Below are 16,138 nucleotides of genomic sequence, written 5' to 3' on the forward strand. Positions count from 1 at the left end.
GCACACTATCCAACTGATATATGAACACTTATATGCAGACTTTAAGTAATCCTTCGTCAGCCCCCTTTCCTAGTGTTTTATTTGCGTTTCATTTCGGATTTTGTACACCATGTTTAAAGCTCATTCACAACTCAGACTCAAAATGAAGAATATCATCGTCTTGCCCCTGCTCTTTTGTACTTGCTCCGCCATTGCCCAAGAAACGCTCTGCGTCATTAAGGTTTCTGGCACGGAAAACACAGTAAACATTAAAGCGACCCAAGATCCTTACGCTTTGAGTACGCTTGATCTGGAGGGTGGTTTTCGGTTTAGCGGACAAGTTTTGCAAGACGCAGTAACGAAACAAAGTAAACTGAAAACCTTTACGTATCACGAGTCCAAAGATCGTTATGTTCTGATACATGCAAGTGAAAACAAGCTAGACTCAGAGAGCTGCACCAACGCAAAAAATGTGACGCAAGAATTCGGCCTGCAAAGAGTGTATTCGCATAAATATGAACGCGAGTTGAGTTTTAGCTGCAAAACTATTTGTGCCGCAGGAGTGTCGCAATGAATCGCACCTTTTCTCCAATAAAACAACTTTCTTTGGCGCTCATTTTCAGCACGGCTTTCATCTGTAATGCGTATGCGCAAAAGCAAGATGTGCGTATGTTATTTGTCGGAGATCTCATGCTCGATGAGTTACCCGGAAAAGTCATCGCACAAGGCAAAAATCCATTCGCGGCTTTTCAAAAACAATTCAAACAGGCAGATCTGAGCTTTGGTAATTTGGAATGTGTGGTGGGTTTGAACGGGAAAAAGGAAGATAAGCCATTTACCTTTTTGGCCCACCCTAGGGTTCTCAAGACCGTCAAAGCGCATTTCTCGGCTGTGTCTTTAGCCAATAATCATAGCGGTGATTTCGGCCCTAAAGCCTTTGATACGATGTTGGGCTTATTGGAAAAGGAAAAGATTCCTTACTTTGGTGGTGGCCGTGATTTGCGTTCTGCGCATGCGCCCTATATGGTCGAGAAGAATGGGCACAAAATTGCTATTTTGGGCTATGACAATTTCTTTCCGCGCAGTTTTGAAGCTTTAGAAGATAGACCCGGTGTGGCGTGGGCCGATGCCGATCAAGTGGCTTTTGATATTCGCAATGCGAAAGAAAAACTTGGCGCCGATATCGTCATTACCTATCCACATTGGGGCTGGGAGCACGAGCCTCAGGCTTCAAAACATCAAGAAGAGTTAGCGCGCTTTATGATAGATGCGGGTGCCGATGCTGTCGTCGGCGGACATCCGCATGTGACGCAAAATATCGATATTTACAAAGGCAAACCAATCTTCTATAGCTTGGGCAATTTTGTGTTTAACGGTTTTAATTCTGAAGAGTCGCAAACGGGTTGGGCCTTAGAATTAGTTTTTGATGCCAATAAAAAAATCACCTGGACTATTCATGTCGCTAAACTCGATAAAAATGGTATTCCCAAATATGCCGGTGTTTTGACGCAACAAGCAATCGATAAAATTCTTAAGTAATGGTGGGCAATCTGCTTGGATATTCGCAAGGCTTCGAGTTAATGTTTGGACATTCAGGATCAAGAGCTGACATCAAATTTTACGACAGCACGCTGTGCTAAATTTGTCGAATCTAGACGGCCAGATCAGACGTACTGAATTAAAGAAGCGTGTTGGTATTGCTACAAAATACTAATAAAACACGGGTCAGGGCTTGGTTTCGTTGTAAGGTATGCCACCGTAGTTTGTAATCTGCGACTGTCATCTAATTTTCCATGAAGGAAGAACTCATGCATGCTCGATTCATTGCTTATCCTATTGCCTATCTTATCGGTACGCTGTTTTCTGGCGCTGTAATGGCGGATGACTTGTTCGATTACTATAAACGTCTGCATGCCAATCCGGAATTGTCGCATTTTGAAATCAACACATCTGCGAACTTAGCTGCGGAGTTGCGTAAAGTTGGCTATCAAGTGACAGAGCGCGTTGGAAAATATGCTGACGGCAGTCGTGCTTATGGTGTCGTGGCTGTATTAGAAAATGGTTCCGGACCTCGCTTACTGATACGCGCCGATATGGATGCATTACCGATCGTGGAAGAAACCGGTTTGCCTTACGCTAGTAAAGTGATTGCGAAGAATCTTGCTGGACAAGAGGTGGGAGTCATGCATGCTTGTGGTCATGATGTTCATGTGACGACTTTGCTTGGCACTGCGCGTGAACTGGCAGCCCGTCGTAACGAATGGCACGGTACTGTGGTGTTAGTGGGACAGCCGTCCGAAGAAACTTTAGATGGTGCGCAAGCATTGTTGCGTGATGGGCTGTATCAACGCTTCGGTCGTCCCGACATGGCACTTGCCATGCACGATTCTCCTGGGCTGGCGACAGGTCAGGTTGGTGTCTATTCTGGTGCGACTCATGCTGCAGTCACTTCGATTGATGTGACGATCCGCGGTATTGGCGGACACGGTGCTGCACCACATCGCGGTAAAGACCCGATAGTGATGGCAGCCCAATTTATCAATCAGATACAAACGATTGTTAGCCGTAATCAAGATCCTATGAATTCCGCTGTAGTTACGGTCGGCAGTATCCACGGCGGCACTAAACGCAATATCATTCCCGACGAGGTCAAACTTGAGCTGACGACCCGCGCTAGTAGCGACGCCGCCATGAAAATCATCGTAGACGGCATACATCGTGCAGCCGAAGGTGTCGCGGTTAGTAACGGCCTTGCAGAAGACCGCAAGCCTATCGTCAAAATCATCGAATCGGAAACAGGACCCAGCAATATCAATAATCCTGCGCTGGCAGCTCGCGTCAAAAAAGCGATTTCTGGTGCACTAGGTGCCGACAAAGTTACCGATGGTTTTGGCATTATGGGGAGCGAAGATTTCGCCCAATACAGTCTACCGCCTGAACGTACGATTCCAACGGTGCTGTTTATTTTGGGTGTGATCGATCCAGAACTATTGGCCAAAGCCAGTGCAGGTAAGGCTTACGTCCCTGGCACGCATACCAGCAAATTCGCACCGATGGCAGAAGCGTCTTTGAAAGTGGGCGTGAAAGCCATGACCGCGGCAGCGATAGACTTATTGCAAAAGTAGCGGCTGCGGGAGTTCGCAGATGTATTTTGCAATTGTCCGCAAGTAAAAACACTAGAGGTCTAATAAGGTCTAGCAACGCCACAATATTTGCACGTATCGTTGCGAGACTGCGGTTTTGTTTGTAGTGATTACCTCCGATATGATGGTCATCAAGTTTGAAGTGCCTATTGGTCAGATCAAATCAGATCAAATCAGATCAAATCAGATCGGATCAGATCAAATCGAAGCCAATACAAGTTATCACGATAATGTGCGAGGGTTTCGTTTGACTACTGGACTGCCAGTGGCTAATGCTTGACCCACGCTGTAGGACGAAATTTAAGGTGAGTTAGCTGTTTTAAGCGAGTCCCAGCCATACGCGCTTTCCACTCGGTCCGCAAGCTGATTAATCAGTGACATGCCACTTTCACTGTTGGTCATCACCACTAAGCCATAACCTTTTCGGATATGCCCAATCGCCCAAGTGCGGTAGCCCCAATTGGCACCGCTATGGGAAAAATACCATCCATTGTTGCGTTGGCTGATAGACCACCCTATGCCAAATCGACCCACACTGACAGGCGTGATCATCTCGCGTGCCGATTGTTGCGTAAGTAGGCTCTCCTCTTTTCCTAGTAGGGCATTTTGCATGGCGATGATCACTTTCGTTAAGTCAGTCGGCGTCGTCCACAAACCAGAGGTGGCGAGTTCAGGATAAACATGCCATGGCGCGGTATAGCGTTGTCCCGCCTCATCATGAGCAAGTGCGGCATTAGGATTGTCTTCTAGTTTTTTTGCCTGCACATAGCTGCTGTCATTCATCGCAAGTGGCGTTAGCATAGTCGCCTGCATTAACTCCGCGAAGGGGCGACCACTAATATCACTCATCGCCAATTGCATATAGGTCACTCCGCCACCGGAGTATTTGGAAACTTGATAGGGTGCTTGCGTGAAGAAGATTTTACCCACATTGGATGGTGGTTTTCCCTCTAAAATTTGCTCTGTCGTCGGCAGTGTCGCATCGGGTTCGTATCCAGGGAAACCAAAACCGTCAGCAGCCCCCGAGGTATGACTAAACAGGGATCGTGCCGTAATCACTTGATTGGGAAAGGATGGATTCACGGGTATGCGCAAGGTTTTGAAATACGTATTGACGTCAGTATCGAGATTGAGTTTGCCTTCTTGAACCATGCGCATGGCCGCCATTGCGGTAATCGGTTTGCTAATTGACGCGGCTTGAAAGCGGGTTTGCAAATTTAAGGCTTTGCCAGTTTGTGCATCACTCACGCCATAGGTCTTAGCCCAATGCAGCTTAAAATCTTTGATCACCGCGATACTCATACCGGGTACATGGAGTTTTTCCATCAATTGTTCCACGCTAAGCTTGTCAAGTTCGCGGTCCCCATCCTTTTGCGGCGCTTCTATCATGCTGATCATGGCCTTTACATTTTCTTGCGCCAATACCGGATTGCTTTGCAAAGCGATGGCGAACAGCACGCCCATCGACAAAATAGCTTGTGTAGGTTTTGGGCGTAAAGTCGGTGACGGCATGAAAAATTTCCTTTTGATTTTGGAAGTGAGGAGGCTAGTATAAATCGAAATCGCCAATCATCTATAAGGCATTGGCCTTTAATGGAATTGCTTTCATTGCAACTTAAATACATTCAACGTAAAATGAAAGTTCATCATTCAACTTGGTTCTCAGGCTCAAATTCAAATTGAGCAATTGATAAAGCCAGACAGTGTACCGAATTACCTTTGTCGTCGCGTCGACATTCTCTTTGGATCATAAAATATGAAACTCAAGACCATCACTTTCGCTCTGGCTTTACTCACTGGTGTCAGCGCATGCGCAACTCGTCAATCGACGGAGACTATCAGCTTGCCGCTGCAAGAAACACAGGGCTCGCAGTGGTTCAAATTGCCGACAGTCGCCTTTCAAGGCAAACAAGATGATGTGTTTTTCGTCAATACGGATCTCGGTTTTTACGCGAACGGTCAAGGAAAAATCTATAGAACCACAGACGGAGGCATCACATGGAATCTGGTACTTGATAAACCCGGAACGTATTTTCGGGCGTTGGGAATGGTTGACGCCAAACATGGGTATGCGGGCAATATCGGTATCGAGTATTTCCCCGGTGTGACCGATGAAACACCTTTGTACGAAACGAATGATGGTGGCAGCACATGGCAGGCAGTACAAGGTCTGCCTGGGAAGCCAATGAAAGGAATTTGCGCGATCGATATCTTAAAGACACAGTTCATCAATGCCGGTGTGTTAGATCAGCGCACCGTGATTCATGCAGGTGGTCGAGTCGGTAGCCCTGCGCAATTATTGCGTTCGCTCGATGGCGGAAAATCATGGACGCAGATTGATATGAGTCCTTGGGTTTCCATGATCGTCGACGTAAAATTTTTCGATGAAATGAATGGTGTTGTGTTTGCCGGTAGCGATCCACAAGTGGCGAATTCGCATGCACAAATTGTTGCAACTCATGATGGTGGCAAAACATGGAATAAGGTCTACGAGTCTAAACGTCAATACGAACTGACCTGGAAAGGCAGCTTCCCGAGTCGAGATGTGGGTTATGCGACCATACAAAACTACAATCCAGATAAAGCCGAAGACCAACGCTATATCGTCAAAACCGTCGATGGTGGCAAGACATGGATAGAAATGCCACTCGTCAAAGATTTTGCCGTCAGAGAATTCGGCGTAGGCTTTGCCAATGTGAATCTAGGTTGGGTCGGCACCACCAAAGGCGGCTTTGAAACACGCGATGGCGGACTAACGTGGAAGCCTGTTAACTTGGGGCGTTACGTCAACAAGATTCGTATATTGCCAGACGATAAAGGCAGTTTTAATGCCTATGCGATTGGTGCTGACGTATTCAAATTTGGCATAGCGCCCGCAGCTTTACCAAGCACAAAACCAGCGCCTGATGTTGCGGTTGGTAAGCCTTAAGCGATCAGTTTATACCCTTAGAAGAACATCGCATTGGCGTCTTGGATGAAGCGTAAATTGAACACATTCATTCAAGACTTAATGACATATTTGAGACCTCAGCATGACCGTAGCGAACGGTCGAAGTGCATTCGAGAAGCGCTCAGTGTGCGTAGGGATCGGTCTATGCAAGATCGATTATCAGCTCCAATAAACACATTCAAAATTAACGATGACTTGCAATGCTTGTGGCAATCCTCAAGTCTAGGGCACATTGTTTTTAAGAGTGGACAACATAGGCATGTATCGGCTTATTGCTTGCTCGGATGTCTTCGTATTCGGAAGAGTATAAGTTCGTTTTTCCATGTCATCACCATGTCACCGACACTTCGCATAATCGCGTCATTCTATTTTTTCGAGGTTGACATGTCTTTCCCAAAACGTTTTTCTCCTTTGTTTCAATCTCTACCTAAATTACTGCCACTGGCTGCCGCATTAGCATTAACTGCTTGCGGTTCGTCTATCAAAACCGACACGCCAATCGCACCAGCGGTGCCTATTGGTTCTACTGCAGACCTCGCACTTTTGGAAACGACAGATATTCACACGAATGTGATGAGTTACGACTACTTCAAATTAGCGGAAGACAAAAGCTTAGGTTTGGAGCGCACTGCGACGTTGATTAAAGCTGCTCGTGCAGAGGTCGCTAACTCCTTGTTGTTTGATAATGGCGATGCGATCCAAGGAACGGCGATGGCCGATTACCAAGCGGTGATTAGTCCAATTAATTGCGATACACCGTTGGCATTGCATAAGGTGATGAATAGCCTAGGCTACGATGCCGCCGGAGTGGGCAATCATGAATTCAATTATGGCTTGCCATTCTTGGCGCAGGTCACTAATAACAAATTTAATGTTGATGGCATGCCCGCCGTCGCTGATCAAAAAACTTGTGCCGGTCCAAAGTATCCGCAAGTGTTAGCGAATATATTGTCCAGCAAAGACAAAGCACCATTGTTCCAGCCCTACACCATTTTGAATCGCACGATTAAAGTCGTCACGCCTGATGGTAAAACCATGGACGCGCCGATTAAGGTTGGTGTCATAGCCTTCACGCCGCCAACCATTATGAGCTGGGACAAGCGTTGGTTAGACGGCAAAGTGTATAGCGACGGCATCAAAGAAGTTGCTACCAAATATGTGCCGGAAATGCGTGCTAAAGGTGCGGATCTGGTGGTCGCTATCTCGCACGGTGGCTTGGATAATTCGCCATACTTACCATCGATGGAAAACGGTAACTATTATTTGGCGCAAGTGCCAGGGATAGACGCGATGTTGATTGGTCACTCGCATCAAGTGTTCCCTGATGCAACGTCGACCAGTGCACAGTTCAATTTACCTGGCGTTGATAAAGTCAAAGGTTTGGTCAATGGCGTACCGACCGTGATGGCAAATTTCTGGGGAAAACATCTCGGTGTGATCAAAATGAATTTGTCGTTTGATGGTAAGACTTGGGTCGTCAACAAAGACAAAACTAAGGTGGAAGCGCGTTCAACTAAAAACGCAGATGGCACTTTCGTTGCGGCAGATCCTAGCGTCGCTCCATTGATCGCAACTGAACATCAGGCCACTATCGCTTATGTCAAAACACCCGTCGGTACGACTGATTTCAACATGAACAGTTATTTTGCCGATGTCGGTGACGTCTCAGCGATCGAAGTCGTGAATCAAGCACAGGCAGACTACGTCAGCACGTATGTGAAAGCGAACTTGCCACAATTCGCGAGTTTGCCAGTGTTATCGATTAGCGCACCGTTCAAGAGCGGTTTTGCAGGTGGTGGCGACTTTACCGATGTGGCAGCAGGTAATGTCGCGATTAACAATGCAGCGGATTTGTATCTATATCCGAATACGATTTATGCGGTGAAAGTGACAGGCCAAGATATTAAAAACTGGTTGGAAACAGCAGCGACTCGCTTCAACAAAGTTGACCCAGCAGTGACGACCGAACAAGCCTTGATTTCCGACTTCCCTGGTTATAACTTCGATATGTTCACTTCGCCTGATATTAAGTATGAAATTGACGTCACGCAGAATTTGAAATCACGCATTAAGAACCTGACATACAAAGGTGCACCGATTTCCTTAACGCAGGAATTCATTGTCGCTACAAACAACTATCGTGCAAGCGGTGGTGGTAACTTCCCAGGCATCGATGGTACGAAAACGATCTATGCTTCACCAGATGCCAATCGCGATGTCTTGATTAGCTACATCAAAACACAAAAAGCCTTGAAATTGGTGACCAATGGTTCTGATCGTAGTTGGTCGTTCACTAAAGTTAACACCGCTGGGCCTGTGACGTTCAAATCGGCACAAAACAAACTGAGCGTGGCGCAAGCTGCAGGTATTAATAATTTGTCGGTACTGCGCGCTGACGATGGTTCAGGCAAGGCTTTATCGGTATATCAAATCGATCTGTCTAAATAAGCGCTAGTGTTGAGCTAGTCAGCGAGTCAGCTAGTAGTTTCTAAAGAAAATCGACGTCTGCTGGCGTCGATTTTTCTTATTTTGAGCATCGTAATGTGTTCGTACCATTGGTAGTAAAAATAGGTGGAATTGGTAATGCTTTTAAGAAGTTTTTTGATGCGTAGTGGTCGCAAAACCCCTTGGTTGTTCGGCCTGGTAATTGTCATGCTCTGTGCATTAGCGTTCAGTGCTTGGCAGTGGCAAATTTATCGCAAGAATCAAGAACAAATCGGCATGCAAGAAATTGATCGTTGGCGTATGCAAGCGATGGCAGGCCAGGTTGCCCAAGCTATACCGCAACTCAAACATGCTGCTAACGAAAACAATGTCACTGCGCAGCGCGCTTTGGCAGAAGTCTTACTGCACAAACTTGAAACGGCACAAGAAGGCGCACGATATGCCGAGCAAGCCGCTGTTGCAGGCGATGTCGCGGCGCAGTATATGCTAGGTAAAGCGTATTTTGATGGCAGCGCTACGGCGACGGGCGCACCCGATATGGCTAAAGCACGCCATTGGTTGGAGCTGGCAGCAGAGAATCAACATGCGCCAGCCATGTATTTGTTAGGGCTCATGTATAAAAGTGGTTACGCTGGCAGAGTCGATTACATCCTGTCGGTGAAGTGGCTGGCTCGCGCTGTACAGTTGCATCATGCAGAGGCCATGTTCATGTTGGCGAATGCTTACCACGATGGTCAAGGTGTGACGCGAGATCAAAAACAAGCACTGCGTTTATATCAAGCTGCAGCTGAGAAAGAAAATCCGCAGGCGGCACAGGTGTTGGCGATGGCCTATCGTGATGGGACTTTAGGTTTGAAACAAGATAAAAATGAAAGCGAACAAATGTTGCGAGAGGTCGCGCATATACTCAGTCATCCAGATCACCAATAATTTGTGGTGCAAGCTGAGATGTTTTTTCACGAACTGCGTGATTTGCGCTGAGTATTTTCAAGCACCTGATTTATCACGTTTCGCGAAACAGCCTAGGCTTGGCCGTATTGTTGGGCCGCAAGCGAAGTCAGTTCATTTGAAGAAAACTAGTGGCAGCACGAAGCTCACGATGGACAATGCCGCCCAGCTTAGTAATACCCCAAAAGCCGAAGATCATAATCAGAGTCGCGACCGCAACTAAGTAGGGATCACTTCTCAGTGAGCTCAGGAATGAGGATGTGTTATTCATGGGCACACTGGTGCTTCAGCGCTTGATTGCCAGGAGGAGTACGCCTGCTGCCACCATGCCGATACCAGCCCACTCTCGCAGTGAAGGGCGCTCGCCCAAAAAGGTAAACGCAAAAATGGCAACGAGCACAAGGCTGAACTTGTCGACGGGCGCAACCTGTGAAGCCTTTCCAATCTGGAGCGCGCGGAAGTAGCAAACCCATGAAGCCCCAGTTGCGAGAGCTGACAGGATGAGGAAGAGCCAAGTTCGTGGCTTCAATTCGAAAGGATTGCTCCACTTGTCCGCAAACCAAACGAAGGCACCCAGAACAAACACGATGATTACCGTGCGCACCAATGTTGCAAGGTCGGAATCAACGCCCTGGATTCCGATCTTGGCGAAGATTGCCGTCAAGGCAGCGAATACTGCTGAGAGCGCAGCCCAGAAGAACCAGTCAGCAGAGGTCATGTTGTGTGGGCCTGACGTTTGACGTGAGGGGCCGCCGTAGCGGCAAAGCCGCGAAGGAAACCCACAAGCGCAGCTTGTGGGCGGTCCCACTCGACGGAATTGTTAGGCCGCGGTTGCATTCTCGGCCCGCCAAAGAACGAATGAGCCTTCCATTGCAGCAGAAGCCTCGATGATGACCTTAAATGTTGCGTCGGATTTGTAGCCCTTTACGTACTCGCTGAAGCCATCGAAGAAAAGTTCTTTGCTTCCGACTGCATCATTTGGAATGCGAAGCAAGTTTTCTTGGTTTCCAACATACCAATAAGGAAAGGGAAGGAACTCATCTTCGATGCGGATAGCAATCAGATCAATTTCGCCCCAAGCGACGGATTGCTTCACATCCCCTTCAAAGTACAACTGAACTCCCTGCTCGTTGTAGATGACCGAAATGGGTGAAGAAGGCTGATTACTGGGAGGTGCACTTGTGGAACGTGTGCCACTGCTCTCGGACTTTGTGAAGAGACGCTGAAAGAATCGGAGCATTTCGTAAGGCCTAACTTGTTTTAAAGTGAAAAACCCAACGTTAACACATTCTTAAATTTTCATCAACAAAGTTCCAAATCTCTCAAAACCCGCACCACGCCTTGCTCTTTTTTGTTATACCTGTCCCGTAGCAGGTATAACAGAGGGGGCAAAAGAGGCTTTCGCATTTGATCACTGTCACACTTTCCTGGAGTGGTGTGGGCGTGCTAAGGATTTGCTCAATCGCTTTGCTCCTTCATGACCACTTCTCGCAAGATTTAAGGTCCGCGTCTCGTCACTACCTTGTATTTCATAGGGTTCCTAACTAGTTATAATATTTACTCCGTCCCCATTAAAAAATATCTAAAAATAAGACCAGTTTTTATAAACTCTGACCCTATTTATTCTTGTTGTGAAATCTTTTGCGCTGCACTATTCTTGAGCCCAAGTTTGATTTTTTTATTGTCGATTGGGTGATTTCCAAAACTTTATTTGGAATTATTCAGCAAGCAGATTGAGGTACTTCGGTATCACGGAGAGTAGGAGAAAGCTATGCAAGCACAAGGTTTATACGATCCAAGTAATGAAAAAGACGCCTGTGGTGTCGGTTTTATTGCGCATATCAAGGGTAAGAAGACACATGCCATCGTTGAACAGGGCTTGTTGATTCTGAAAAATCTCGATCATCGGGGCGCGGTCGGTGCTGATGCCTTGATGGGCGATGGTGCGGGTGTCTTGATTCAGATTCCTGATCAGTACTATCGCGAAGAGATGGCCAAGCAGGGTGTGGAATTGCCGCCGCCGGGCGAATATGGCGTGGGCATGATCTTTTTGCCTAAAGAACATGCTTCCCGTTTGGCTTGCGAACAAGAGATCGAACGCGCAGTGCGCGCTGAAGGTCAGGTTGTCCTTGGCTGGCGCGATGTGCCAGTGGATACCGAAATGCCGATGTCGCCCACCGTGCGCGAAAAAGAGCCGGTGATACGCCAGATCTTTATCGGTCGTGGTCCTGACATCATGGTGACCGATGCTTTGGAACGTAAGCTCTACGTGATCCGTAAATCCGCAGTGCATGCGATCGAGGCTTTGCACCTCTTGCATGGTAAAGAATATTTCGTACCGTCGATGTCGGCGCGTACGATCGTCTACAAAGGTTTGCTGTTGGCTGATCAAGTCGGCGTCTACTACAAAGACTTGCAAGACGAACGTTGCGTCTCGGCTTTGGCGTTGGTGCATCAACGCTTCTCCACCAATACTTTCCCAGAATGGCCCTTGGCTCACCCATACCGCATGATTGCGCATAACGGTGAGATCAATACGGTTAAAGGTAACTTCAACTGGATGCGTGCTCGTGAAGGCGTCATGAAGTCAGCAGTGTTGGGCGACGATTTACAAAAACTGTATCCGCTGATTTTTGAAGGTCAGTCTGATACAGCGAGTTTTGATAACGCGCTCGAACTCTTAGTGATGGCGGGTTATCCAATTGCCCAAGCCATGATGATGATGATTCCAGAAGCTTGGGAAAATCACACAATGATGGACGACAACCGTCGTGCTTTCTACGAATATCACGCCGCGATGATGGAGCCATGGGATGGTCCAGCAGCGATGGCATTTACTGACGGTCGCCAAATCGGTGGCACTTTGGATCGCAATGGTTTGCGTCCTGCGCGTTACATCATCACTGACGATGACTTGGTCGTGATGGCGTCCGAATCTGGCGTGTTGCCGATTCCAGAAGCACGCATCATCAAAAAATGGCGTCTGCAACCAGGTAAGATGTTCTTGATCGACTTGGAAGCCGGTCGCATCATTGACGACAAAGAAATCAAAGATACTTATTCCAATGCCAAGCCCTACAAGCAGTGGATTAATTCCGTGCGTATCAAACTCAATTCACTCAAAGGTGAAGAAGACAATACGCCAGAAGCAGCTTCCTTATTAGACAGACAGCAAGCATTCGGTTACACACAGGAAGACATCAAATTCTTGATGGAGCCAATGGCGGTATCCGGCGAAGAAGCAATCGGCTCTATGGGTAACGACTCCTCCTTAGCGGTGATGTCGAATAAACTCAAGCCACTGTATAACTACTTCAAACAATTGTTCGCGCAAGTGACGAATCCACCGATCGATCCGATTCGTGAAGCGATGGTCATGTCACTGGTGTCTTTCATCGGACCAAAACCGAATTTGCTCGACACGAACAACATCAATCCACCGATGCGTTTGGAAGTGTCACAACCAGTTTTAGATTTCGCCGATATCGCTAAATTGCGTAACATCAGTGCGAACACTGGCGGTAAATTCAAATCCTACGAACTCGATATTTGTTATCCAGTCGCATGGGGTAAAGACGGTATCGAGGCGCGCTTGGCATCTATCTGTGCAGAAGTTGTCGACGCGGTGAAATCCGGTCACAACATCATGATCATCACAGATCGCAAGATGGATGCGAACTTTGTCGCGATCCCAGCTTTGTTGGCTACTTCTACCGTGCATCAACATTTGGTCAGCAAGGGCTTGCGCACTACGACAGGATTGGTGGTCGAAACTGGTTCAGCTCGTGAAACACATCACTTCGCCTTGTTGGCAGGCTATGGCGCAGAAGCCGTGCATCCTTACTTAGCGATGCAGACACTCGCTGATATGGCGAATAAGCTCAAAGATGTGGACGCAGAAAAAGCCATCTACAACTACACCAAAGCCATCGGCAAAGGCTTGCATAAAGTCATGTCGAAAATGGGTATTTCGACTTATATGTCTTACTGCGGCGCGCAGATTTTTGAAGCCGTGGGTTTGAACAAATCTTTGGTCGACAAATATTTTAAAGGTACAGCGTCAAATGTCGAAGGCATAGGCGTTTTTGAAGTCGCGGAAGAAGCTTTGCGTTTGCACAAAGCGGCGTTCGGCAATGATCCAGTCTTAGCGAATGCACTCGATGCGGGTGGCGAATATGCCTTCCGTATCCGTGGTGAAGATCACATGTGGACGCCAGATTCGATTGCGAAACTCCAGCATTCCACACGTTCGAACAACTTTAATTCCTACAAAGAATACGCACAGATCATCAACGATCAATCTAAGCGTCACATGACTTTGCGTGGTTTGTTTGAGTTCAAGATTGATCCTAGCAAAGCGATTCCGCTGGATCAGGTAGAGCCAGCCAAGGACATCGTCAAACGCTTTGCGACTGGCGCGATGTCTATGGGTTCTATCAGTACCGAAGCGCATGCGACTTTGGCGATTGCGATGAACCGCATCGGTGGTAAATCGAATACCGGTGAAGGTGGCGAAGATCCAGCGCGTTACACACAAGAGCTAAAAGGCATCCCGATCAAGCAAGGCGCGACCATGGCCTCCGTGATTGGCGCTGAAAATGTCGAAGTCGATATTCCTTTGCAAGACGGCGATTCTTTGCGTTCACGTATTAAACAAGTCGCGTCTGGTCGCTTTGGTGTGACTGCAGAATACTTAAGCTCTGCGGATCAGATTCAGATCAAGATGGCACAAGGCGCGAAGCCAGGTGAGGGTGGTCAGTTGCCAGGTCATAAGGTGTCAGATTACATCGCGAAATTGCGTTTCTCTGTACCAGGTGTGGGCTTGATTTCTCCACCACCGCATCACGATATTTATTCCATCGAAGATTTGGCGCAATTGATTCATGATTTGAAAAACGTCAATCCACGTGCATCGATTTCTGTGAAATTGGTGTCTGAAGTTGGCGTCGGTACGATTGCCGCGGGTGTGACTAAAGCGAAATCCGATCACATCGTGATCGCAGGTCATGACGGTGGTACAGGTGCATCGCCTTTGTCATCAGTCAAACATGCAGGCACACCGTGGGAACTCGGTTTGTCTGAAACCCAGCAAACTTTAGTCTTGAATGGTTTGCGTGGTCGTGTCCGTGTACAGGCTGACGGTCAGATGAAAACCGGTCGTGACGTCGTGATCGCCGCGATGTTGGGTGCCGACGAAATCGGTTTTGCGACAGCACCGTTGGTAGTCGAAGGCTGCATCATGATGCGTAAGTGTCATTTGAATACATGCCCAGTTGGCGTCGCGACACAAGATCCAGAATTGCGTAAGAAGTTTTCTGGTAAGCCTGAGTATGTCGTGAACTATTTCTTCTTCGTTGCTGAAGAAGCGCGTCAAATCATGGCGCAACTCGGTATCCGTACTTATGACGAACTGATCGGTCGTGTTGACCTCTTGGATAAATCCAAAGCGATCACACACTGGAAAGCCAAGGGCTTGGATTTCAGCCGTATCTTCCATCAAGTGGATGCAAGCGAAGAAGTCGCGATCCGCCATGTTGAAGAACAAGATCACGGCTTAGACAAAGCCTTGGATAACAAGCTGATCGCACAAGCGAAGTTGGCTTTGGAAACAGGCGAGAAGGTGTCCTTCATCCAGCCTATCAAAAACTTGAATCGTACAGTCGGTGCGATGTTGTCCGGTGAAGTGGCGAAGCGTTACGGTCATGCTGGTTTGCCAGACGATACGATCCATATCCAGTTGCAAGGTACAGCAGGTCAATCCGCAGGCGCATTCTTAGCTCGCGGTGTGACGTTGGATCTGGTTGGTGAAGGTAACGATTACGTCGGTAAAGGTTTATCCGGTGGTCGCATCATAATTCGTCCAAACACAGAATTCCGCGGCTGGGCAGTGGATAACATCATCTGCGGTAATACCGTTTTGTACGGTGCGATTGCGGGTGAAGCTTTTATTAATGGTGTCGCGGGTGAACGTTTTGCGGTGCGTAATTCCGGTGCTTTAGCAGTTATCGAAGGCACAGGTGATCATGGCTGCGAATACATGACAGGCGGCACAGTCGTGGTCCTCGGCGCAACAGGTCGTAACTTCGCGGCGGGTATGTCAGGTGGTATCGCTTACGTCTACGATCCAGATGGTGAGTTTGCACCTAAATGCAATATGTCTATGGTGAGTTTGGAGCCTGTCTTGGCAGGTGACGAACAAGAAAAAACGATTCCGAAATCACAGTGGCACGCCAAGACTCGCGGCGCTGAACCAGAGACAGACGAAGCGATTTTGCGTAATGCGATCGAGCGTCATTTCAAACACACAGGCAGCACGCGTTCACGTAACTTGCTGGACGACTGGGCGCGTAGCCGAGCCAAGTTCGTCAAGGTATTCCCGCATGAATACAAGCGTGCTTTGGGTGAGATGTATGCGGCTAAACAGGCTGAAGTGAAATTGGAAAAAGCGGCTTAAGGAATCGAGGTTTGGGTAGCGCTCCCTCTCCCGCAGGCGGGAGAGGGTTGGGGTGAGGGTGATTCAGATTAGCGAAATGAATGTTTCACGATGATTGGTTCGAATTTGAGAACTCATAATCCAACGAAATTTCTCGTTAATCTACCTCCCTCATCCCCAACCCTTCTCCCGCCAGCGGGAGAAGGGAGCAAGAATCGTTGAGTTGAAAAAGTTAAAACA

General features: G+C 47.8%; 11 protein-coding genes. 7 read left to right on the plus strand and 4 right to left on the minus strand.

The window, feature by feature from the left end; genetic code table 11:
- Positions 1-142 precede the first annotated feature (142 nt).
- The 3 genes from ACO0KZ_RS14525 to ACO0KZ_RS14535 all read left to right on the plus strand — a co-directional run bounded on the left by ACO0KZ_RS14525 (position 143) and on the right by ACO0KZ_RS14535 (position 3,104).
- Positions 143-553 carry a hypothetical protein gene (locus tag ACO0KZ_RS14525; protein ID WP_422996407.1) on the plus strand — a complete coding sequence of 137 codons (411 nt, stop codon included), beginning with the start codon at positions 143-145 and terminating at the stop codon, positions 551-553.
- The gene (locus tag ACO0KZ_RS14530; RefSeq protein ID WP_422996409.1) at positions 550-1,518 is read left to right on the plus strand and encodes a CapA family protein; all 969 of its coding nucleotides are present in this window, start codon (positions 550-552) and stop codon (positions 1,516-1,518) included. The genes ACO0KZ_RS14525 and ACO0KZ_RS14530 overlap by 4 nt, the downstream gene beginning before the upstream one ends.
- 269 nt (positions 1,519-1,787) lie before the next feature.
- Complete coding sequence (locus ACO0KZ_RS14535) at positions 1,788-3,104, plus strand: M20 metallopeptidase family protein (protein WP_422996411.1); 1,317 nt, start codon at positions 1,788-1,790, stop codon at positions 3,102-3,104.
- Between the two features lie 318 nt (positions 3,105-3,422).
- On the opposite strand, the gene ACO0KZ_RS14540 is transcribed toward ACO0KZ_RS14535, so the two are convergent.
- Positions 3,423-4,634 (minus strand): serine hydrolase domain-containing protein, encoded by a 1,212-nt coding sequence (locus tag ACO0KZ_RS14540; RefSeq protein WP_422996413.1) that lies wholly within the window; start codon positions 4,632-4,634, stop codon positions 3,423-3,425.
- A gap of 244 nt (positions 4,635-4,878) precedes the next feature.
- Between ACO0KZ_RS14540 and ACO0KZ_RS14545 the strand changes: the two genes are divergently transcribed.
- The 3 genes from ACO0KZ_RS14545 to ACO0KZ_RS14555 all read left to right on the plus strand — a co-directional run bounded on the left by ACO0KZ_RS14545 (position 4,879) and on the right by ACO0KZ_RS14555 (position 9,447).
- Positions 4,879-6,051: a WD40/YVTN/BNR-like repeat-containing protein gene (locus ACO0KZ_RS14545; protein ID WP_422996415.1), complete on the plus strand. Its 1,173-nt coding sequence runs from the start codon at positions 4,879-4,881 to the stop codon at positions 6,049-6,051.
- 405 nt (positions 6,052-6,456) lie between these two features.
- Positions 6,457-8,520 carry a bifunctional 2',3'-cyclic-nucleotide 2'-phosphodiesterase/3'-nucleotidase gene (locus ACO0KZ_RS14550; protein ID WP_422996417.1) on the plus strand — a complete coding sequence of 688 codons (2,064 nt, stop codon included), beginning with the start codon at positions 6,457-6,459 and terminating at the stop codon, positions 8,518-8,520.
- Positions 8,521-8,655: 135 nt separating this feature from the next.
- Positions 8,656-9,447, plus strand: coding sequence for a tetratricopeptide repeat protein (locus ACO0KZ_RS14555; RefSeq protein ID WP_422996419.1), 792 nt, complete (start codon positions 8,656-8,658; stop codon positions 9,445-9,447).
- A gap of 127 nt (positions 9,448-9,574) precedes the next feature.
- Here the strand turns inward: ACO0KZ_RS14555 and ACO0KZ_RS14560 are convergent, their stop codons facing one another.
- The 3 genes from ACO0KZ_RS14560 to ACO0KZ_RS14570 form a co-directional block, all read right to left on the minus strand.
- A complete protein-coding gene (locus ACO0KZ_RS14560) occupies positions 9,575-9,736 on the minus strand; it encodes a hypothetical protein (protein WP_422996421.1) in 162 nt (53 codons plus the stop codon).
- 15 nt (positions 9,737-9,751) lie between these two features.
- The gene (locus tag ACO0KZ_RS14565) at positions 9,752-10,183 is read right to left on the minus strand and encodes an EamA family transporter (protein WP_422996423.1); all 432 of its coding nucleotides are present in this window, start codon (positions 10,181-10,183) and stop codon (positions 9,752-9,754) included.
- A 102-nt stretch (positions 10,184-10,285) separates the two neighbouring features.
- Positions 10,286-10,561: a hypothetical protein gene (locus tag ACO0KZ_RS14570; RefSeq protein ID WP_422996425.1), complete on the minus strand. Its 276-nt coding sequence runs from the start codon at positions 10,559-10,561 to the stop codon at positions 10,286-10,288.
- A 675-nt stretch (positions 10,562-11,236) separates the two neighbouring features.
- On the opposite strand from ACO0KZ_RS14570, the gene ACO0KZ_RS14575 reads away from it, so the two are divergent.
- Positions 11,237-15,919 carry a glutamate synthase-related protein gene (locus ACO0KZ_RS14575; RefSeq protein ID WP_422996427.1) on the plus strand — a complete coding sequence of 1,561 codons (4,683 nt, stop codon included), beginning with the start codon at positions 11,237-11,239 and terminating at the stop codon, positions 15,917-15,919.
- Positions 15,920-16,138: the final 219 nt, after the last annotated feature.

It is taken from the genome of Undibacterium sp. Di24W, assembly GCF_049340325.1.
In the GTDB taxonomy this organism is placed as follows: domain Bacteria; phylum Pseudomonadota; class Gammaproteobacteria; order Burkholderiales; family Burkholderiaceae_D; genus Undibacterium.

Coding starts and splice junctions, on each gene's coding strand:
- ACO0KZ_RS14525 (WP_422996407.1), top strand. CDS start 143: ATGAAGAATATCATCGTCTTGCCCCTGCTCTTTTGTACTTGCTCCGCC.
- ACO0KZ_RS14530 (WP_422996409.1), top strand. CDS start 550: ATGAATCGCACCTTTTCTCCAATAAAACAACTTTCTTTGGCGCTCATT.
- ACO0KZ_RS14535 (WP_422996411.1), top strand. CDS start 1,788: ATGCATGCTCGATTCATTGCTTATCCTATTGCCTATCTTATCGGTACG.
- ACO0KZ_RS14540 (WP_422996413.1), bottom strand. CDS start 4,634: ATGCCGTCACCGACTTTACGCCCAAAACCTACACAAGCTATTTTGTCG.
- ACO0KZ_RS14545 (WP_422996415.1), top strand. CDS start 4,879: ATGAAACTCAAGACCATCACTTTCGCTCTGGCTTTACTCACTGGTGTC.
- ACO0KZ_RS14550 (WP_422996417.1), top strand. CDS start 6,457: ATGTCTTTCCCAAAACGTTTTTCTCCTTTGTTTCAATCTCTACCTAAA.
- ACO0KZ_RS14555 (WP_422996419.1), top strand. CDS start 8,656: ATGCTTTTAAGAAGTTTTTTGATGCGTAGTGGTCGCAAAACCCCTTGG.
- ACO0KZ_RS14560 (WP_422996421.1), bottom strand. CDS start 9,736: ATGAATAACACATCCTCATTCCTGAGCTCACTGAGAAGTGATCCCTAC.
- ACO0KZ_RS14565 (WP_422996423.1), bottom strand. CDS start 10,183: ATGACCTCTGCTGACTGGTTCTTCTGGGCTGCGCTCTCAGCAGTATTC.
- ACO0KZ_RS14575 (WP_422996427.1), top strand. CDS start 11,237: ATGCAAGCACAAGGTTTATACGATCCAAGTAATGAAAAAGACGCCTGT.